We start from the raw sequence: 20,036 nt of genomic DNA, 5'->3' as shown, positions 1-20,036 counted from the left end.
CCCCCCCCCCCCCCCCCCCCCCCCCCCCCCCCCCCCCCCCCCCCCCCCCCCCGCCACCAGGCTGGATTCGCTCAGATGCCCCAGGCGAATGGCCAGGTCATAGCCCTCGGCCACCAGGTCCAGCACCTGATTGGTAAGGTTGAGCTGGATGTCCAGCGCCGGATATTGCTGCAAAAAATCGGTGATGAGCGGGGCGATGTGGCTTTCACCATAAGCCACCGGGGCGGTGAGCTTGAGCCTGCCTTGCGGCACCGCCTGATGCAGCGACAGCGCGCGTTCGGCCTCGTCCAGCCCGTCCAGCAACTGGCGGCAATGTTGCAGATACAGCTGGCCGCTTTCGGTCAGCGTCAGCTGGCGGGTGGTGCGGTATAGCAGCTGTACATGCAGGCGCTGTTCCAGCCGGGTGACCTCGCGGCTGACCTGCGCCACCGACAGATCCAGCGCGCGTGCGGCGCGGGTAAAGCTGCCCAGCTCGGCCACGCTAACGAACTCGCTTACCCCTTGCCATGTCGGCATTATTGCTCCTGAGAAAAAATCATTTACTGATTAGGCGGATTATCTACAAAAACAGTCGCAATACAATGGCGCTTTACTGCTGCCAGCCAGCAGCCCTATCCAGCCGCCCCGCGCACGGCAGCATATTGCCGTTGCGGGCGGCTTACCCCGTCAGGAGATCGCCATGAGTCAAGACATCATCAAGTGCAAGGCCGCCGTAGCCTGGGCCGCCGGTCAACCGCTGTCCATCGAGGAAGTGGAAGTGGCCCCGCCCAAGGCGGGTGAGGTACGGGTGAAACTGGTGGCCACCGGGGTGTGCCACACCGATGCCTACACCTTGTCCGGTGCCGACCCGGAAGGCATCTTCCCCTGCATCCTGGGCCATGAAGGCGGCGGCATTGTGGAGTCGGTGGGTGAAGGTGTCACCAGCGTAGCGGTGGGCGACCATGTGATCCCGCTGTACACGCCGGAATGCGGCGAGTGCAAGTTCTGCAAGTCCGGCAAGACCAATCTGTGCCAGAAAATCCGCGCCACCCAGGGTAAGGGCCTGATGCCGGATGGCACCACGCGCTTCTCCAAGGATGGCCAGCCCATCTACCACTACATGGGCACCTCCACTTTTGCCGAATACACCGTGCTGCCGGAAATCTCGCTGGCCAAGGTGAACAAGGCCGCGCCGCTGGAAGAAGTGTGCCTGCTGGGTTGTGGCGTCACCACCGGCATGGGTGCGGTGGTGAACACCGCCAAGGTGAAGGCGGGCGATACCGTGGCCATCTTCGGCCTGGGTGGCATTGGCCTGTCGGCCATCATCGGCGCGCGCATGTCCGGGGCCAGCCGCATCATCGGCATCGACATCAATGAGAGCAAGTTTGAGCTGGCGAAAAAACTGGGGGCGACCGACTGCATCAACCCGACGCTGTTCGACAAGCCGATCCAGGACGTAATCGTGGAAATGACTGACGGCGGCGTGGATTTCTCTTTCGAGTGCATCGGCAACGTCAATGTAATGCGCTCGGCGCTGGAATGCTGCCACAAGGGCTGGGGTGAATCGGTGATTATCGGCGTGGCCGGGGCCGGTCAGGAAATCTCCACCCGTCCCTTCCAGCTGGTGACTGGCCGGGTATGGCGCGGCTCCGCCTTTGGCGGCGTGCGTGGCCGTTCCGAACTGCCCACCTATGTGGAACGCTACCTGAAAGGCGAATTCCGCCTGGACGATTTCATCACCCACACCATGCCGCTGGAAGACGTGAACACCGCCTTCGAGCTGATGCATGAGGGCAAGAGTATTCGTTCCGTGATTCATTACGGCAAGTAAGCGCCGCTAACAAAACCCTGTTGCTGCATTGCGCCTCCTTGCCCCAGAGACGCTGTGCTCTTGTTAGCTGCTCTTAGCGCCACCCTGCCGGGCCGCTTTACTGCTGGCCCGGCTTGTTCCGGGAGACGGAAATGAATCTGGAAAACATCAGCAGTACCATGTGCTTTGGCGGCTGGCACAAGCAATACCTGCACGACTCTGCCGTGCTCTCTTGCCGCATGCGCTTTGCCATCTACCTGCCACCGCAGGCCGCGCGTGGTGACAAGGTGCCGGTGTTGTACTGGCTGTCCGGCCTGACCTGCAGCGATGAAAACTTCATGCAGAAAGCCGGTGCGCAGCGGATTGCCGCCGAACTGGGCATCGCCATCGTGGCCCCGGACACCAGCCCGCGCGGTGAAGGCGTGGCAGACGATGCAGCCTACGATCTGGGCCAGGGTGCGGGCTTTTACCTCAATGCCACCCAAGCGCCGTGGAATCGTCACTACCAGATGTATGACTATGTCAGCCGCGAGCTACCCGCGCTGATTGAGGCGCACTTTCCGGTGAGCACGCGTCGTGCCATTGCCGGTCATTCCATGGGCGGACATGGTGCGCTGATTTGTGCGCTCAAGCGGCCACAGGATTATGTATCGGTATCGGCCTTCAGCCCGATTGCCAACCCGGCAAACGTACCGTGGGGACAAAAGGCCTTTACCGCCTATCTGGGCGAAGAGCGTCAGCAGTGGCTGCAATGGGATGCCTGCCATTTGCTGGGGCAGGTCGCGCAGATACCACCGCTGCGGGTGGATATCGGTCTGGCGGATGGCTTTCTGGAGGAACAGCTGAAACCCGATGCGCTGGAAGCCGCAGCCCGCCAGGCTGGCCATGCCTTGCAGTTGCACCGTCATCCTGGCTATGACCACAGCTATTACTTCATTGCCAGCTTCATCGAAGAACAGCTGCACTTTCATGCCGGGTATCTGCATTCCTAAGCCTGTCATGCAGCCGGCAATCTAGTGAACGATGGCCGGCTGCCGATACCACCCGGACAGCACTCAAAGCGTGGCGGCGGCGTTTCGCTCCCGGCGCGTACACACGCTGACCAGCACAAAGCTGAGCACACTCACGACCAGACTCTGGTAAATGGGTATATTGGAATCCAGCCCATAGTTGCACATGGACAGAATGGCCGTACCGCAGCCCAGCAACATGCTGGCAATAGCCCCCTCCGTGGTGGCCCGTGGCCAGTAAACCGCTCCCAGCAATGGCACCAGCATGCCAGCCACCAGCAGGTTGTAAGCCAGCGTCAACGCAGTAATGACATCGCTCACCACCATGGCCAGTGCCAGCACCAGCAGGCCTACCAGCAGGGTGACAATACGGTTGGTCCACAGACTACAGCCCTCACGGCCGCTGAGGTCTTCGGTCAGCGTGGTGGACGCGGCCAGCAGCGCAGCACTGGCGGTAGACATCATTGCAGCCAGTGCTGCGGCAATCACCAGCCCGCGCACCCCGTCCGGCAAGCCTTCCTTCACCATGGAGGCAAAGGCATTGGCCGGCACCGCCAGATCAGGCAGCAATACCTTGGTGGCCATGCCGATGGCAGCACAAATCAGGCCGTACACGATGCAGTAAATCCCGGCAATCGTGCCGGCATAGCGCGCCACGCCCTCGCTACGGGCGGTGAATACCCGCTGCCAGATGTCCTGACCGATCAGGATGCCGAAGAAGTAGATGACAAAGAAGGTCAGGATGGTTTCACCACCGATGGCAGTAAAGCTGAAGTAAGACGCCGGCAGCTTGGTTGCCAGCTGTTCCCAGCCACCCACGCGGTACAAGCAGATCGGCAGCAGGATAAACATCAGGCCGATGGTCTTGATCATAAACTGCACAATGTCGGTCAGCGTCAGCGACCACATGCCGCCCACAGCGGAATACAGCACCACCACGCCGCCGCCAATCAGCACCGCCTGCCAGAACTGCAGGGTAAACAGCACCTGCATCACGGTGGCCATGGCCAGTACCGAGGTGACACTGAGCATCACCGCATACATCAGCATGACCAGTGCACTAGTGCGGCGCGCCACGGTGTTGTAGCGGCGCTCCAACACCTGGGTAACGGTAAACACTTTCAGCTTCAGCAGCGGTTTGGCCAGGAACAGGTTCAGCACCAGGATGCCGCAGCCCAGCGCCGCACACAGCCAGAAACCGGAGATACCGTACAGGTAGCCCAGTTTGACCGTACCGACAGTAGAGGCACCGCCCAGCACGGTAGCGGCCATGGTACCCATGTAAAAGCCGGGCCCCAGGTTACGGCCTGCCACCAGAAATTCCTCCCGGCTACTGGCGCGGCGCATGCCCAGCCAGCCCAGCAATAACATGCAGCCGATATAGACGAACACAACGAAGAGATCGAGTCCCATGGTCTTTCTCCTAACTCTGCCTTGTTGGCAATTGGCGATATACAGATTGTCATTGGCCGCTCTGTGGCGGCCTGGGTAGTGGCATCAACGCCGGGTGGTCACACCGGGCAGAACGCACAACATCTCGAACAGCAGATTGGCTGCCAGCAAGGCGGTATTGCCGGTGGTGTCATAGGGAGGGGAAACCTCGACCAGATCACAGCCCACCAGGTTCAGGCCATGGCAGCCACGCACGATTTCCAGCGCCTGCACCGAAGTCAGGCCGGCAATCTCCGGCGTACCGGTTCCCGGTGCAAAGGCAGGGTCGATGCCATCGATATCAAAACTCAGGTAGACCGGCCCACCGCCCAACTGCTGACGCACCTCCTGCATCAGGCCTTCCAGCGAGCGGTTCCAACAGGCTTCCGCCGGGATCACGCGAAAACCCTGACGCCGCGCCCAGTCGAAATCTTCGGCGGCATAGCCGCTACCGCGCAGGCCGATCTGCACGACGCGGCCCGCAGCCAGCAGGCCCTCTTCCTGCGCACGGCGGAAGGTGGTGCCGTGGGCAATCTTTTCGCCAAACATCTCGTCGTTGATATCAGCATGGGCATCGACATGGATCAGCCCCACCGGGCCATGCTTGGCCGCAATGGCACGCAGAATAGGCAGGGTGACCGTGTGGTCGCCACCCAGGCCCAGCGGAATCACGTCGTTCTGCAGCAGCGCGCGGTAGCCCGCTTCAATACGCGCCACGCTGTCCAGCAGGTTGTAGGGATTGGTGGCGATATCGCCAATATCGGCCACTTGCAGGGTGTCAAAGGGCGCAGCACCGGTGCCCATGTTGTAGGGGCGCAGCAGGACCGATTCATTGCGGATTTCGCGTGGGCCAAAACGGGTACCACTACGGTTGGAAGTGCCAATATCCAGCGGCAGGCCGACAAATACGGCGTCCAGACCAGCGGTGGTCTCTACCTTGGGCAGACGCATCATGGTGGCAATGCCGCCAAATCGCGGCATGCTATTGCCCCCCAGCGGCTGATTGCGTTCAGCGATAGACATGCAGGCTCCTGAAACTGAGTTTGAAAGAGGGCTCAGTCTATTCAGGCGGCAACTTGGGAAAAATCACCGTATTCCACTGTTTACATTGATAAATCTGAATGTGTGTAATGACAGGCCTGACCCACCGCCTCTACCGGGATAAAACCATGCTCAATACCCTGTCCAGCCTTGATTTACGCCTTATCAGGGTTTTTCGTGCCATCGTCGATGCTGGCGGCATTTCGGCTGCCCAGTCCACGCTGAATGTCAGCCAATCCACCATCAGCAACCAGTTGGCCGCGCTGGAAACCCGGCTGGGCTACCGCCTGTGCGAGCGGGGCCGAACCGGCTTTGCCCTCACTGCCAAGGGCAGCCAGCTGCTCAATGCCAGCCGCCAGTTGCTGGATGCAGCCGAAGCTTTTTGCGTGGAAGCGCGGCAACTGGAACGCAAGCTGGTAGGACAATTAAGAATTGGCGTGGTGGGGCATACCACCATGCGGGCGCATGCCCGGCTGTCGGAAACCATACGGCGCTTTCGCCAGCGCGAAGAAGCCGTAGAGCTGGTGCTGTCCATGCTGGCACCCGGCACGCTGGAAGAAGCGCTGATCAATGGAGAAATTCACCTGGGCATCGGCTATTTCTGGCACCGCTCACCCAGCCTGCAATATCTGCCGCTGTTTACCGAACACCAGATCGCCTATTGCAGCCAGGACCACCCTCTGTTTCAGCGGGCAGGCAATATGCCGGTGGAGGAAGCCGCCCGACACGACTGGGCCTGGCGCAGCTACCCGCTGCCAGACATCCCGCTGCCGGTGGAAAACTGGTGCATCACCGCGCGCGCCGACAATATGGAGGCAATGGCCGTGCTGATTCTATCCGGCCACCATCTGGGCTTCTTGCCCGAGCACTTCGCCCGCCCCATGGTGGAGCAGGGCCTGCTGCGGGCGCTCAATTCAACGTTGTTGTGCTACCACCCCACCTTTCACATGGTGACGCGACAAAGCTCACGGCAAAGCGAAGTAGTCAGCGCCTTCATGCAGGATTTGCTGGCGGCACATCAGCTGCCACTTCCCCACTGAGCGGCGCTGTCGGTGCGAGGCCCACAGCCACTTAGCCCACATCCAGCCAGTTGGCTACTCTGGGCCAGATTTCCAGCGCGGCACGGCGCGACAGCAAAATGCTGCCGTGCCGATAGCCCGCTGCGATGCCACCCTGCCCAGCCAGCAAGTAGCGATGCGGCAAGCCGGACAAAGCCTGGAAGAAACGGCGGCAGGCTGCAGGAGGGGCAATGAAACGGTCTTGATCGGCACACACCGCCAGCACCGGAAACGGCAAATGCGCCAACGCTGGCAGATAATCAAAGCCATCACGGCCAACAAAACGGCCTGCCAGATTCCAATCAAACCACTGGGACATCAGATAAAACGATTCATCCTGCACGCCAATGCCCAAACGCTTGCCTGGCACCCTCCCCAGACAGGCTGACAAATGGCGGGCCCATTTCATCAACAGACGGCGCGACAGCGACGGCGCGGCATGGCAGGCCTGACAGGCAAACAACACCAGCTTACCGATAAGGGGCAACAGTTGGGGCTGGCGCAGCAGGCACATCAACAGCACCAAACCGCCGCCACTATGTGTCACACAATGCAGGGTTGCCACCTTTTCCTGCTGCTGCAAATAGTACAACACCGCTGGAACGTCATATAAGGCAATGGTTTCAAAATCAAACTCATCGCCTGCCAACGGGCTGCTACCATGCCCCCGCCACTCCATCACCCAGCAAATGGCACCGCGCCCCGCCAGATAATGCGCCAGTCCCAGACAGATACGTTTGTCAGAGAACGTACCATGCGTCATGAAAATATGTGTTGCCGTCGACGATACGGCAGGCTTTGAGCCCGTTACTTTCCACAGTGAGATCTTTGCTTTATCTGCTGTCGTGATGATGATGTGCTCCATCACACCCTCTTTTCAATAATCATATTGCAGCAATCGGAATGACTGATTCGGGCTTGCTGATTTCCTGGCTGCGCTGAAACGCAAAAATCGCCTGAATCAGGGGAACATTAAACTCCCCTCGTCCCACCAAATAAAGCATATTATCCCGTACCACCGCCCATTCCTTTTCCAGCAATCCAGCCACAGTTGGTGCATATTCTGTCAAAAACCCACTCCCAAACACAGCATGATAATCTGTCATATTCACACCAAGCTCCTGCAATGCCTGAAATATCCAGCATAGCTTGACATCCTCCGGCGTATGAAAATATACGCGCTCTATTGGCTTACGCTTGTCAGCGAGATCTTCCATATATGCCGCCAGATTTCTTTGATTCATTGCTGAGAATGAGTCTTTATTTCCGTCTGACTGCAAACGGATATTCACCGCAGCATAACCTAATCCCCCCATATAACATTGGGGACCTGCCTCACTGCCAGAAAAGGGCTGTCTTAGATTTTGCTCATACAGGTATTCCCATGGCTTGGTGTCGCCACGGCTACTGGCAGACCTTCGCTCCCAGTCATAGGCAGTTTTTTGTACGACCCCCTCTTCCTGTAGAAATTGCTTTGCAATTTTGTACATTTCATATTTTTCATCTTGTGAAGGCAAGGCTGCCCGCTACTTAGTAGCAAAATGGGAGCGCCCTGCAATATTCAACTCGTAATGCGTAATATGCTGTACTCCTGCAGCCGAAATCTTCCGCAGCCCATCCAGCATGCTATCAATGGATTGCTCGGGCCATCCGTAAATCATGTCCACATTACAACTGAGTCCATATTGATGGAACATCTCAATGGCATCAAACACCTGCCGACTTGTTTGCTTTCTCCCACTATATTGGATCAATCTATCATCAAGCTGTTGTACGCCCATACTGACGCGATTAAATCCACTCTCATGTATAGCCTTAATTTTATCAGCGGAGAAAAGCTGAGGAATACCCTCTAAGGTTTTCTCAATACTCATGTCCATATCAGGAAATAAGGACATGGCAATGCGTATTAAATCACTGTAATGTTGAGGAGCAAGCAAATTGGGTGTTCCGCCACCGACATATAAAGATGAAATCTTTGCCTGCCGGTATGTTTCTTTATACAAATCCGCCTCGATAGCCAAATAGTGCAGATAGTGTGAAATAGCTGACTTGCCCTGATACGCGGTGGTAGGAAACAAGCAAAATCCACAGTGCGGGGGATCCGTTGGCAAACAAAATGGTATGCCGATATAAAAATTGATGTTTGTCGCTAGCTGTGCACTATTTTGCAATGCTTGATCAAAGCGCTGATGATCATACTGCGACTTCCAATGCATCGGGGATGGATGTGCATGCAGCACTTTATTCGCCATCGGGCGATGCGCATTCTTATTGATGAAATCGTTAACTGCTTCACGGGATGGATGATTCACGACGCTGCGCATGCCCTTCTCCTTAAATGACATCAACAATGACAATAAAGATGGCTACGCCTCATTTTTCACAAACCCACCGGAAATACAACCATCGCAAAGGATAGTTTTTCCGTAAATCGAAAGAATTATTCTTATTCACATAAGAGAATAGTCTGAAATTAATGCAAACAATCAAAAATTGCAGCGCCACCAATAAACAAGCAATGCATGCAATTTAGCTGACAATAGCCTCCCATCGCCAGCCGACAGTTTTTCGATCGACAGACACTCTCAACAAGGGAATTGAAGATTCAGATTTTTAAATGAAGGGAAATTGAAAGGAAGTTGCTGCTGCGAATAGATAAAACCCAAACAATTGGTAATATTTGCACAACCGTCTCAGACAAAACCGACCCAGAAAATGACTCTTTTCCAATCTCAACACATTGTCTGAATGAGGAAGCCGGCTTACAAATTCAATGCCATGTTTTTGTAGGTTTCAAACGAAATCGGTGACACTGCGAAGCGGTGCCAAGACAATCCAGCGTAATAAAAAATTGGGCGGCCTGTTGCCGCCCAATCTATTTACGGTGCCAGCCGCACCCGTTGCCAGCTGGCATCGGCTTGCAGCAGGTAGACCACGCGGTCGTGTAGGCGGCTGGGACGGCCCTGCCAGAACTCCACCCGGTCGGGGATAACCGCGTAGCCGCCCCAGTGCGGCGGGCGCGGTACGTTTAGCGGGTGCTTGACGCCAAACATGGCGGCACGGCTGACCAGCACCGTCTTGGAGCTGATTTCCGTGCTCTGCTCGCTGGCCCAGGCACCCAGCCGGCTGGTATAGGGACGGCTGGCAAAGTAGGCGTCGGATACTTCCGGGGCCACTTGCTGCACCCGCCCTTCGATGCGCACCTGGCGCTCCAGCTCCGGCCAGAAAAAAGTGATCGATACAAAGGGGTTGGCCGCCAGCTGTTTGCCCTTGCGGCTGAGGTAGTTGCTGTAGAACACCAGTTGGCCGCTCTCCACCCCCTTCAGCAGCACAATGCGCGCCGTAGGCCGGCCATCTTCGCCCACCGTGGCCACATTCATCGCCGTGGGTTCGTGTACCTGGGCGGTCATGGCTTCGTTCAGCCACAGTTCAAACTGTGCCACCGCATCGGGCAGACAGTCTTCCGGTGATAATTCCTTTTTCGAATAATCCTGGCGGATATCGGCAAGATTCAGCGACATGCGGCTCTCCTGGTTCGGTATGCCGTCATGGTAAGGCAGAAGCCAGCAGCACGGGTAGCCGCATGGCGGTTTGGGCACGCAGGTGGTGATGGTGGAAAAACCCCAGAGTTAGGGACGTTAGCTGTAACTTAGGCTAGAATACGGCATTTCCCCTGCAGCCCTTTTCCGCTCATGCATCTGGTTGCCTTTGGCCTGAATCACCATACCGCCCCGCTGTCGGTCCGCGAGAAGCTTGCCTTCCCGGCTGAGGTGTTGCCCAACGCACTGGAGAGCCTGGTGAGTTCGCAGGCGGCGCGTGAAGCAGCCATCGTCTCTACCTGTAACCGCACGGAAATCTACTGCAACAGCAACGACCCCGAGCAAGCCCTGCGCTGGCTATCGCAATACCACGGCCTGCCGGTGGAAGAGCTGCGCCCCTATCTGTACCAGCTGGATGCCAGCAGCGCGGCCAGGCACGCCTTCCGCGTGGCATCCGGGCTGGATTCCATGGTACTGGGTGAAACCCAGATCCTGGGTCAGTTAAAGGATGCCGTTCGGGCTGCTGAAAATGTCGGCACCCTGGGTTCACTGCTCAACGGCCTGTTCCAGCGCACCTTTGCCGTGGCCAAGGAAGTACGCAGCAGCACCGCCGTCGGTTCCAGCTCGGTATCCATGTCGGCGGCAGCGGTGAAGCTGGCCGAGCAGATTTTCCCTACCATTGGCGAGCTGAACATCCTGTTCATCGGCGCCGGGGAAATGATCGAGCTGGTGGCCACCCACTTTGCCGCCCGCGAGCCTTCCTGTATCACCATTGCCAACCGCACGCTGGAGCGGGGGCAGAAGCTGGCAGAACAGTTTGGCGGCAATGCCATCACCCTGTCGGAGCTGCCCGATGTGCTGTACCGCTACGACGTGGTGGTCACTTCCACCGCCAGCCAGCTGCCCATCGTTGGCAAAGGGCTGGTTGAACGTGCCATCAAGGCGCGTCGCCATCGCCCCATTTTCATGCTGGACCTAGCCGTGCCGCGCGACATCGAAATCGAGGTCAGCAAGCTGGATGATGTCTACCTGTATACCGTGGACGATATCGCCAGCATCGTGGAAGTGGGCAAGGAAGCCCGCCAGAGCGCGGCAGAAGAAGCCGAGTCCATCATTCAGGCCCGTGTGGCTGAATTCAACGACTGGCTGAAAAAACGCGAAACCGTGCCGCTGATCCGCGCCCTGCGCGATGAAGCCGAACGCACCCGCCGCCATGCACTGGAGGCCGCGCTCAAACAGCTGGCCAAGGGCACGGAACCGGAAAAAGTGCTGGAAAGCCTGTCGCAGCAACTCACCAACAAACTGATGCACCCGCCCACCCAGGCCCTGTCCTCGGGCAGCGGCGCGGAGCATGCGGCCGTGGTGGATACCATCGCCCGCCTGTACCGCTTACACCCGGAGTCGTAATGAAACCGTCGATTGCGACAAAACTGTCGCAGTTGGCCGATCGCCTGGAAGAAGTCACCCATCTTCTGGCCAGCGAGTCGGCCACTGCCGATATGGATCAGTTCCGCAAACTGACCCGTGAACATGCCGAACTGACCCCGGTAGTGGAAACCTTCCAGCAATACCAGCAGTGCGAAAACGATATCGCCACCGCAGGTGAAATGCTGTCCGATCCGGACATGAAGGAATTTGCCCAGCTGGAAATCGACGAAGGTCGGGACAAGCTGGCCGCTCTGGAGTTGGAGCTGCAAAAACTGCTGCTGCCCAAAGACCCCAACGACGAAAAGAACATCTTTCTGGAAATCCGCGCCGGCACCGGTGGCGACGAGGCCGCGCTGTTTGCCGCCGACCTGCTGCGCATGTACACCCGCTTTGCCGAACGCAACCGCTGGCAGGTGGAAATCGTCTCCGCCAGCGAGTCCGACCTGGGCGGTTACAAGGAAGCCATTGTCCGCATCATCGGATTTGGCGCCTACTCCAAGCTCAAATTCGAATCCGGCGGCCACCGCGTACAGCGCGTGCCTGCCACCGAAACCCAGGGCCGCATCCACACCTCGGCCTGCACCGTGGCGGTGATGGCCGAAGCGGACGAGCTGGTAGACGTGGTGCTGAACCCGGCTGACCTGCGCATCGACACCTTCCGAGCCAGCGGTGCCGGTGGTCAGCACATCAACAAGACCGATTCCGCCGTGCGCATCACCCACTTGCCCACCGGCATCGTGGCAGAGTGCCAGGATGGCCGCTCGCAACACGCCAACAAAGCCAGCGCCATGCAGGTGCTGGCTGCGCGCATCAACGATATCCAGCGCCGCGAACAGCAGCAAAAAGAGGCGGCTGAGCGCAAGAGCCTGATTGGCTCCGGCGACCGCTCCGAGCGCATCCGCACCTACAACTACCCGCAAGGCCGCATTACCGACCATCGCATCAACCTGACGCTGTACAAGCTGGATTACGTGATGGATGGCGATCTGGTCGAGCTGACCGATGCACTGATCACCGAGCAGCAAGCCGAACTGTTGGCGGCGCTGGGCGACTGATGGTGCGGTGCGGTTTGCCCCGCAACAGACATCGTTGTACACTCTGACCCCGGAAAAGCAGCCCTTGCCAGCAAGGAGCCCGGACCAAACGGTCCTGCCGCTTTTTCTCCGAATCTTCAGGCCACGCAAGTGGCCTTTTTTCTTGCCTGCACACCAGGCCGGGGAGAGGTGGGGGAATAAAAAATCGGCCAGGTCACAGAGGCAGGACCCGGCCGTTCCCAACGTGGAGATGGGTGGAAAACCATGATGTGGTGGCTGCTACGGCCCACCACGCAAGACTGTGTCAGCAGCAACGCGTGCCACCGATAGATAAGCCATGCAAGCAAGACATTGCTTGCACAATAAAGCGGGTAATGGCTGCTTTGCGAAACAAAATGCTTCAGTTGGAGACAACCATGCTTTGCATTGAATTATCAAGGCAATAGCCGCAAGGATAACCAGCCCCTGCCCGGCTGGCAAAGCAGTTATAATCATGCCAGCCATGAATAAACAGCATGAATCCGATGAAACTGCCTCCACTGAATGCGCTGCGTGTTTTTGTTGCCGCAGCTGAGCACCTCTCCTTCACCCGCGCAGCGGCCTCCCTGCACCTGACCCAGGGCGCAGTAAGCCGCCATGTGCAAACACTGGAAGAGTTTTACGGCACCAGCCTGTTCATCCGCCAGGCACGTGGCCTGGCACTGACCGCCGAGGGCGAGGCGCTGGTCAAGCCAGCACGCGACGCCTTCCAGCTGCTGCATGAAGCCAGCGAAATGCTGCGCCTGCGCCAGAGCGGGCTGCGCGTACGGATTCCGCCCACCCCGGCCATGCGCTGGGTGCTGCCCAATCTGCCGGATTTCCAGACCCGCTACCCGGAATACACCCTGCACCTGATTACCCAGCTGATTCACGACAAACCGTTCAACCGGGCCGAATACGATCTGGCCATCATCGGGATGCCGCGCCCGGAGGTGTATACCGACATGCGCATCGAGTGTATCTGCCGGGAAAAACTGGTTCCGGTATGCGCACCGGCCCTGCTGGAGGGCGCACATCCGCTGCGTACGCCGGAAGATTTGCAATATCACACCTTGCTGCATCCCTGGCGGGATCAGGATGTCTGGGATCGCTGGCTGAAACTGGCCGGGGTAAGCAATATCAACCCGGAAAGCGGGGTCACCTTTGATGCACTTGAGTATGCGCTGCATGCGGCGGCTGCCGGCATGGGCGTAACGCTGGCGCAGGTTTCCATGGTGAATGACGATATCCAGCGCGGCCGGCTGGTGATTCCCTTCGATACCGTACTAGAGACGGAGTGGGCGTATTACCTGATGTACTCGCACGACATGGCGCAGCAGCCTAAAATCCGCGCTTTCCGCGACTGGCTGATTGCCACGCTGGAACGCAGCGAGGCAATCAGCCGGTCCATGTAAACCACCTGGCCGCAGGCAATATCACACGCTGGCGGTGTCCTGTTGCTGTAGCCAGTGTTCGAATGCCGATAGTGCAGTTTCCAGCTCCGCCAACAGGGCTTGCGCCTGTGCCACTTCGCCAGCCTTGGCTGCCTTTTCCACCGCCTCGGCCGCATTGCCCATCTCGTTGGCACCCACCATGCGGCTGGCGCCCTTGATACGGTGTGCCGCCCAGGCCAGCTGCTCGGCACTGGCATCACTGGCCGCCTGGCGCAGCGCCACCATGTCTTCCTGGTTGGCTTGTGCAAAGTCGTGCAGGATTTCCAGCTCCACCGCCAGCTCGCCATCGCTGTACACCTCCAGCACGGAACGATCAACCGGACTCGGCGTGGCGGGTACTAGAGTATCGGGGACAGGCTGCATGGTATTCTCCGGCGATGAGTTCAGCCACTTGTCGAGCATGGCGGAAAGGATATTGATGGCCAGCGGCTTGGTCAGGAAATCATCCATGCCAGCAGCGCTGGTTTTGTTCAGTTCTTCCTGTCCGGCATTGGCCGTACAGGCGATGATGGGTAGGTGCCCACGGTCTGGATGCTCGGCCTCATAGGCGCGGATCAACCGTGCCAGCTCATAGCCATCAGTCACCGGCATGTGGCAATCGGTCAGCAGCAGGCTGTAGTGGCCTGCCTGCCACATGGCGTAGGCCTGAGCACCATCTTCGGCACACTCGGCGGTATAGCCCAGTTTTTCCAGCTGCCGCAAGGTAAGCTTGCGATTGGTAGGATTATCCTCGGCAAACAGGATGGGCAGCAGCGCGTCATGCTGGCCACCGCCAACCACGGAGGCCGGAGCCTCTCTCTCCGCCTCCCCCGCTGGCAGTTCTGCAATGTCCACGATATTGGCTACCAGCAGCAAGGACGCGCGCGTACCCTGTCCTGGCTGGCTTTCCAGTTCCACATGCCCACCCATCAGGCCGGCCAGGCGCCGACAGATGGCCAGCCCAAGACCAGTGCCGCCAAAACGGCGGCTGGTATCGGATTCAGCCTGGGTAAACGGCTCGAACAGGCGGGTCAGATTGTCCTGCGAAATTCCGATGCCGCTATCAATGATGTCAAAGCGCAGCGTCTGGGCGGAAAACTCCTGCTCCAATACCTCGACTTGCAGGGTGATACCGCCGTTGGCGGTGAACTTGACGGCATTGCTGACAAAATTCTGCAGAATCTGGCGCAAGCGCAAGGGATCCAGCAACAGGGCCGGGGCCAGTTTTTCGTCGATCTCCAATTTCAGCTGCAGGCCCTTGGCCGCTGCCGTTTCGGCATACAGCGTGCCAACCTGTTCCAGCAAGGGTTTGACTGCTGTAGGTGTCAGCACGACTTCCAGCTTGTCCGCTTCGATCTTGGAGAAATCCAGGATGTCGTCAATCAGCCGCAGCAAGGTGCGGGCCGACTCCTGAATGGTATCCACGCTGTCTTTTTGCTCTGCATTCAGCGGGGTCATGGCCAACAGTTCCAGCATGCCCAGCACCCCATTCATCGGGGTTCGGATTTCGTGGCTCATGGTGGCCAGGAAAGAACTCTTGGCCCGATTGGCTGCATTGGCCTGGTCCCGCGCCATGCGCAGTTCAAACTCCGCCAGCTTGCTCTCGGTAATGTCCAGGCAGGCGAGGATGGTGCCTTCCCGTGGGCGGTCTGGAAATAGCAGCATGCCTTCAAACAATACCCAGATGGGACGGCCATCGGCATTAATGCATTCCAGTTCGCAGCGCAGCTTGCTTTGGTACTGCACCATATTGTTCAGCTGGCTGGTGAGGTCGAACCAGCCTTGATCCGAGGCCAGCAATTCCATCAGGTGCATGCCGGGCAGGCTGGTTCCCCCCTTGCTAAAGATGTCTTCGGCCATGCGATTGGCACGGACTATCTGCATCTGTTCGTTCAGCCGCAGCAAGCCAATCGGCGAGGCGGAGTAAATGGCTTCTTCTTCCTGCAGTACCGAGCGCAGCTGGGATTCGGACAGCTTGCGCCGGTCTTCTTCATCGAAGAAGCCAAGAATATTGGCATAGGCACCGATTAGTGGCTGTATACCCTTGCCTAGCAGGACAAGGTCTGGCTGCAACAGACAGATCAGTGCCGAGACATCGTCATCCATGGCCACCGGCAGGGTGATCCAGGGCGGCATCTCAGCCAGCCGCTGCAACAGCCAGGTCAGGGGCTCGGCTTCGCAGGCCACCATTTCCAGCGGGGGCAGGGTGTCAGGCCAGTTACCGGCCTGCAGGTGGATTTCAAAACGGTCGTCCGGGAATTCGGCCAGCACCAGCATAAAGCCCTGTTTGGCATGGCTGAAACGGATGAACTCATGCAGCAGGCGGTCCAGCACCTCGTTGCGCGGCCAACGGCTGAGCATGAGGTTTTCCACATGGGAGACGGCGGAGAGCATGCTCAGGTTATGCTCCAGCAAATGTTCGGCAATACGGCGCTGATGCTCGTCGCGCACAATCAGCATGAATTCCTTGTCGGTATCGGTGGTGCGGAAAATACTGACGGTGATGCCGGCGAAAAACAGCTCGCCATTCAGCTTGATGCCTTCTCCCTGCAAGGTCTGGCTGCCCTGTTCACTCACCACCTGCAAGGTTTCCTCCAGCGCCCGCTGCAGCCGCAGCAACTGGTTGATCTGCTGCCCTGCCAGCGCATCCCGCCCATTGCCGAACAAGCGTTGGGCACCGGCGTTGGCTGACAACACCAGGCCCTGCTGATTGATAGTCATGATGGCATCACCCGCCGCATCCAGCATGCGCTGCAGCCGATTGAGCGGCTTGAGGACGCGCTTGGTCATGCTGTATAGCAGGATCAATCCCAATGCCAGAATAGCGATGCCCAGCAAGCCATCGTGGATCAGTTGCCGACGATAGTCCTGCAAAACCTGTTCAATCTGTTCGGCACATAGCCGGTTGGTATGCTGGAATAGCGCCCAGCTTTCCTGTTGCACCCGGTCCACCTGCTGTTGCATGGTCGGCTGCATACCGGCTAGCTGCTGGTGCGACTGCAACAAGGTCAGTTGCTGCTTGTTGAGCATATGCAGCCGCAACGCGGCATCGGATACCCGGCGCAGGCTGCCCAGCAACTGGCGATCATCAATATGGGCGGCATCTGCGCGCAGCTGCTGCAACATCAGATTGCTCAGATCCAGCCGAGACTGCAAATCTCCTTCCTCGGTTTCGCTCAGCGGTGCATCCAGCTCGCTACGCAATAGCTGTGCCACTGCCACTGAACGCAGGGCATGGCCGATGCTCCAGCTGTCCTGGGCAATATCCATCATGATGTGCAGGCCCGGCGGTGCACTCCACTTCATTTGCCCGTTCATGCCGATCAGCACGTCATTGATGGCATCCTGCAGATGGCGCGAGGATAGCTCCTCACCATAGCCCAGCGTTTCATCCGCACCCCAGGCCGGGCCGATCTGCATATCGATCTCGGGCCGCAAGGAACGGAAGCTTTCCAGCTGCAAGGCAACGTCTGCCATTTTGGCGCGCTGGTCGCTGACAATATCTTGCTGCCCGGCCAGCATGGCCTGGCTCATCCAGTAATCGGCCTGCGAACGCAGCAAGGCTAGCTGGCTACGCTCTTTGGGATAGGGAGGGGTGTTACGGTACAGCAGGCTGCGGCTTAGGATGGCTTCGCGGCGCAGCAGATCGGCGGCGGTATAGAACTTGCTGCGGATCTGATGCACTTCGGACAAGACCACGGCTTGCTGATAATGCTGCCACGATGCGGCCAGCAGCCGAGCAACCCAGCCAATCTGGAAGATCCCCAGCAATACCACAATGGCAATGACCGCACGGCCAATCGATAGGGTCTGGCTTGCCTTATTATTGGTGCTGACCATGTTATCCCCTTGCAGGTACGGTCACTCAGCCAGGCTGATCTGCAGCATCGGCGGCGTTACCGTCAACTGCCACTGACTCATGCGCAGTTTCAATCACCAGCTGGTGCACACCGTAACGGTCGCTGTAATTACGCAACACCGCCAGCTGGTTGGCAGAAATACTGGCACCGCGCGGCAGCAGCAGATGTCCCGCCTTGCTGCACAAATCCTCGGCCAGAATGGATTCGGGTTTGGCGCTATGCAAAGTCACCGTCTCATAGGGAACATCAGGCAGGTCTTCAGGCCGCTGTTCGAACAGGCGACGGAAAACCTTCTTGTCGTAATCCGTGCCAGTATCCACGCCGTAATAGCTGAATGGGTCCACTTCCGGCCTGGCACGGCGCAGGGCCTGGTTTATGGCCTTTTCCACATCCACCGGTTTGGGCGGCTTTACCACAAAGCCATCGGCATGCAGCTGCACGGCGACGGTGACATTGCTGCGGTCAGCGTGACCAGAAAGAATGATGAACGGTAGATTGGACACATTGGCGGTATGGCCGCAGCGTAGTTCTTTCAGCAAGTCCAGCCCGTTCATCGGCTTCATTTCCACATCGCACAGCACCAGATCCACCATGCGCATGTCCAGCGTGCGCATGGCCGTGCTGCCATCAGGTGCCTGAGAAATGTTTTCTGCCCGTATGCCCATCGCTTGCAAGGACTGGCTTACCAGCATCCGCACCAGCGACTGATCATCAACGACCAGTATTTTCAGTTTTGCCATTTCTACTGACATGATTCACCCCTTGCATATCATCACACATTGCGCCACCGGTCTGGCTTGCGGGCAAGCCGGCAGTCTGCTGTTGTTCTAGATAAGATGATAGTTCGTCTACACCCAGCTGCAGTGCAATCTGCTCTCCACTCACCCCACACTGGCCATAACCAGCTGTGGTAATGGCTTCCATCTCAGTCTCACCATCGACATGGCTGATGATCAACCGGTCCTGCTGTAATCCACAGCATTGCAGCAAGGCAGCCACATCCTGCGGCTGCAGAGCCAGCTGCTGCAAGGTGACAGCAGAGAGCCGCAAGCCGTCCAGCGGTAGGCGCAGCAGATTGCTAACCGTCAGCCTTCCTTCGCCGATTTGATCGGCCAGCAAGGGAAAGCCAAAATATTTCAGCTTGGCGATATTCTCGAAACACACTGGCGAGCTGCCATCATGAAGTCCATCCCCCAGCAGAAAGCCCACTTGCCCGGTGGACAGCCCATGCTGTCGCAGCAAGGCACTGTAGCGATCAAACAGGTTTTCATGCGCCAGGCAACTAGTATCCAGATACAGACTGAACAGAACCCCCTGCCGACAAGGCTGAGGAATACTGACCAGTATCTGCACCAGTCTCTCCATGACCATTTCCAGTACCAATACTGGTAATTGCGGATTGACCGACAGCTTGCGGTACAAGGCCGCATCCAGTATCAAAAAACCATGTGGCAACTGGATGCCCGCCACCTGCATGCCGCGTACCTGGCGCTGGGCCAAACCCAGTACCGGCTTGAACTCAAGCGACAGCGGTCGGGCTAAACAGTCTTTCCATAGTTGCTGCGGGTCTACTGCCAGCGCAGCACCACGCTGCTCCATATCGAAAAAGACAGCATTCAGCCGCTGCAGAAACTGATCGATGCTGTAGGGTTTGCACAGAAAATGCACAGTGGAAATACCCTGCCCATGGGCCATATCGGCAATAGTGTGCAGCGTCCGGCGGTCATAACCAGAAATGATCAGCAAGGAAGCACGGCAGCCAATGGCACTAAGATTCTTGATGAAGTCGATACCGCTCATGCCCGGCATGCCGATATCGGTAATGATCAGGTCGTAGCTGGTTTCAGCGGCGCTGCGCAGCGCTTCAGCCGGATCGCTGAACTCATCAATCTGTGTGGCCTGACGACTGAAAAAACCGGTCTGACGCGAGATGAGCTTGCGCAAGATGACCTGATCTTCCAGGATGAGCAGTTTCATGGGCGGCTGCATGACGGTTTTCCTCGGCAATTCACCCTAAAATGGCAGGGCCAACATAAATATGCATATTTACGTTTTTGGTATAGCAGTTTGCCGACCCGCGAGGCAAGTATTACCACTAATATTCTTGATAAAAATCGCGCTTAATTAAACAAATATTCGGATTATCAGCAGTCTCACGATAATTTTTTGGTTTTCTGCCTGATATGAATAAGCGCTGATGAAAACTGGCTCTCACATATTTTACAAGCCATTGGCATCAAGTACGGTCAGTGTCAGTTACTGCTGCCTTTACCAGCACCGCGTAACAGCGCCCAGGCTCAACAACCAAGCAATCACCAAGCACGGTGGCTTTTCGGTTAGCCCAAATGCAAAAAGCCCAGCTCTGATGAGCTGGGCTTCTAATGGGGAGTCT

General features: G+C 57.8%; 17 protein-coding genes. 7 read left to right on the top strand and 10 right to left on the bottom strand.

The genetic code is table 11. The features are described 5' to 3' along the window. Positions 1-516: LysR family transcriptional regulator (locus ACODR9_RS23525; RefSeq protein WP_488812963.1), on the bottom strand; the 516-nt coding region annotated here is incomplete at its 3' end. Positions 517-679: 163 nt separating this feature from the next. On the opposite strand from ACODR9_RS23525, the gene ACODR9_RS23520 reads away from it, so the two are divergent. Together ACODR9_RS23520 and fghA are read left to right on the top strand one after the other, a co-directional pair. Continuing rightward, complete coding sequence (locus ACODR9_RS23520; protein WP_488812961.1) at positions 680-1,810, top strand: S-(hydroxymethyl)glutathione dehydrogenase/class III alcohol dehydrogenase; 1,131 nt, start codon at positions 680-682, stop codon at positions 1,808-1,810. Positions 1,811-1,947: 137 nt separating this feature from the next. Further along, on the top strand, positions 1,948-2,781 hold the full coding sequence (fghA, locus tag ACODR9_RS23515; RefSeq protein ID WP_488812965.1) for an S-formylglutathione hydrolase: 834 nt from the start codon (positions 1,948-1,950) through the stop codon (positions 2,779-2,781). Positions 2,782-2,844: 63 nt separating this feature from the next. Here fghA and ACODR9_RS23510 read toward each other — a convergent pair whose 3' ends face one another. Then, positions 2,845-4,212: a sodium:solute symporter family protein gene (locus ACODR9_RS23510; protein ID WP_488812959.1), complete on the bottom strand. Its 1,368-nt coding sequence runs from the start codon at positions 4,210-4,212 to the stop codon at positions 2,845-2,847. Between the two features lie 84 nt (positions 4,213-4,296). Further along, the gene (gene speB, locus ACODR9_RS23505; protein ID WP_488812957.1) at positions 4,297-5,253 is read right to left on the bottom strand and encodes an agmatinase; all 957 of its coding nucleotides are present in this window, start codon (positions 5,251-5,253) and stop codon (positions 4,297-4,299) included. A gap of 107 nt (positions 5,254-5,360) precedes the next feature. Here speB and ACODR9_RS23500 point away from each other — a divergent pair, with 107 nt between their 5' ends. After that, a complete protein-coding gene (locus ACODR9_RS23500) occupies positions 5,361-6,311 on the top strand; it encodes a LysR family transcriptional regulator (protein ID WP_488812955.1) in 951 nt (316 codons plus the stop codon). Between the two features lie 31 nt (positions 6,312-6,342). Here ACODR9_RS23500 and ACODR9_RS23495 read toward each other — a convergent pair whose 3' ends face one another. The 4 genes from ACODR9_RS23495 to pdxH form a co-directional block, all read right to left on the bottom strand. After that, complete coding sequence (locus ACODR9_RS23495; protein WP_488812953.1) at positions 6,343-7,092, bottom strand: alpha/beta fold hydrolase; 750 nt, start codon at positions 7,090-7,092, stop codon at positions 6,343-6,345. A 121-nt stretch (positions 7,093-7,213) separates the two neighbouring features. Continuing rightward, the gene (locus ACODR9_RS23490) at positions 7,214-7,819 is read right to left on the bottom strand and encodes a hypothetical protein (protein WP_488812951.1); all 606 of its coding nucleotides are present in this window, start codon (positions 7,817-7,819) and stop codon (positions 7,214-7,216) included. A 36-nt stretch (positions 7,820-7,855) separates the two neighbouring features. Beyond that, positions 7,856-8,656: a radical SAM protein gene (locus tag ACODR9_RS23485; RefSeq protein WP_488812949.1), complete on the bottom strand. Its 801-nt coding sequence runs from the start codon at positions 8,654-8,656 to the stop codon at positions 7,856-7,858. A 555-nt stretch (positions 8,657-9,211) separates the two neighbouring features. After that, positions 9,212-9,853 carry a pyridoxamine 5'-phosphate oxidase gene (pdxH, locus tag ACODR9_RS23480; RefSeq protein WP_488812947.1) on the bottom strand — a complete coding sequence of 214 codons (642 nt, stop codon included), beginning with the start codon at positions 9,851-9,853 and terminating at the stop codon, positions 9,212-9,214. A gap of 171 nt (positions 9,854-10,024) precedes the next feature. Between pdxH and hemA the strand changes: the two genes are divergently transcribed. The 3 genes from hemA (at position 10,025) to gcvA (ending at position 13,766) form a co-directional block, all read left to right on the top strand. Continuing rightward, the gene (gene hemA / locus ACODR9_RS23475) at positions 10,025-11,278 is read left to right on the top strand and encodes a glutamyl-tRNA reductase (RefSeq protein WP_488812945.1); all 1,254 of its coding nucleotides are present in this window, start codon (positions 10,025-10,027) and stop codon (positions 11,276-11,278) included. After that, entirely contained in the window at positions 11,278-12,354 is a 1,077-nt protein-coding gene (gene prfA / locus ACODR9_RS23470; RefSeq protein WP_488812943.1) for a peptide chain release factor 1, read from the top strand. Before hemA ends, prfA begins: the two co-directional genes overlap by 1 nt. A gap of 494 nt (positions 12,355-12,848) precedes the next feature. Beyond that, a complete protein-coding gene (gene gcvA, locus ACODR9_RS23465) occupies positions 12,849-13,766 on the top strand; it encodes a transcriptional regulator GcvA (RefSeq protein ID WP_488812941.1) in 918 nt (305 codons plus the stop codon). A 21-nt stretch (positions 13,767-13,787) separates the two neighbouring features. Here the strand turns inward: gcvA and ACODR9_RS23460 are convergent, their stop codons facing one another. From ACODR9_RS23460 to ACODR9_RS23450, 3 genes are read right to left on the bottom strand one after another with little or no spacing between them, the layout of a single operon-like run. Further along, positions 13,788-17,624, bottom strand: coding sequence for a hybrid sensor histidine kinase/response regulator (locus ACODR9_RS23460; protein WP_488812939.1), 3,837 nt, complete (start codon positions 17,622-17,624; stop codon positions 13,788-13,790). Positions 17,625-17,649: 25 nt separating this feature from the next. Beyond that, the gene (locus tag ACODR9_RS23455; protein ID WP_488812937.1) at positions 17,650-18,396 is read right to left on the bottom strand and encodes a response regulator; all 747 of its coding nucleotides are present in this window, start codon (positions 18,394-18,396) and stop codon (positions 17,650-17,652) included. Next, positions 18,356-19,621 carry a response regulator gene (locus tag ACODR9_RS23450; protein ID WP_488812935.1) on the bottom strand — a complete coding sequence of 422 codons (1,266 nt, stop codon included), beginning with the start codon at positions 19,619-19,621 and terminating at the stop codon, positions 18,356-18,358. Before ACODR9_RS23450 ends, ACODR9_RS23455 begins: the two co-directional genes overlap by 41 nt. A 220-nt stretch (positions 19,622-19,841) precedes the next feature. Between ACODR9_RS23450 and ACODR9_RS23445 the strand changes: the two genes are divergently transcribed. Beyond that, on the top strand, positions 19,842-20,036 hold a 195-nt coding region (locus tag ACODR9_RS23445), incomplete at its 3' end, for a hypothetical protein (RefSeq protein WP_488812933.1).

This window comes from Aquitalea sp. FG25 (assembly GCF_057809375.1).
The sequence above is the reverse complement of the archived record's forward strand: the minus strand, read 5'-3'. Positions and strand labels throughout refer to the sequence as shown.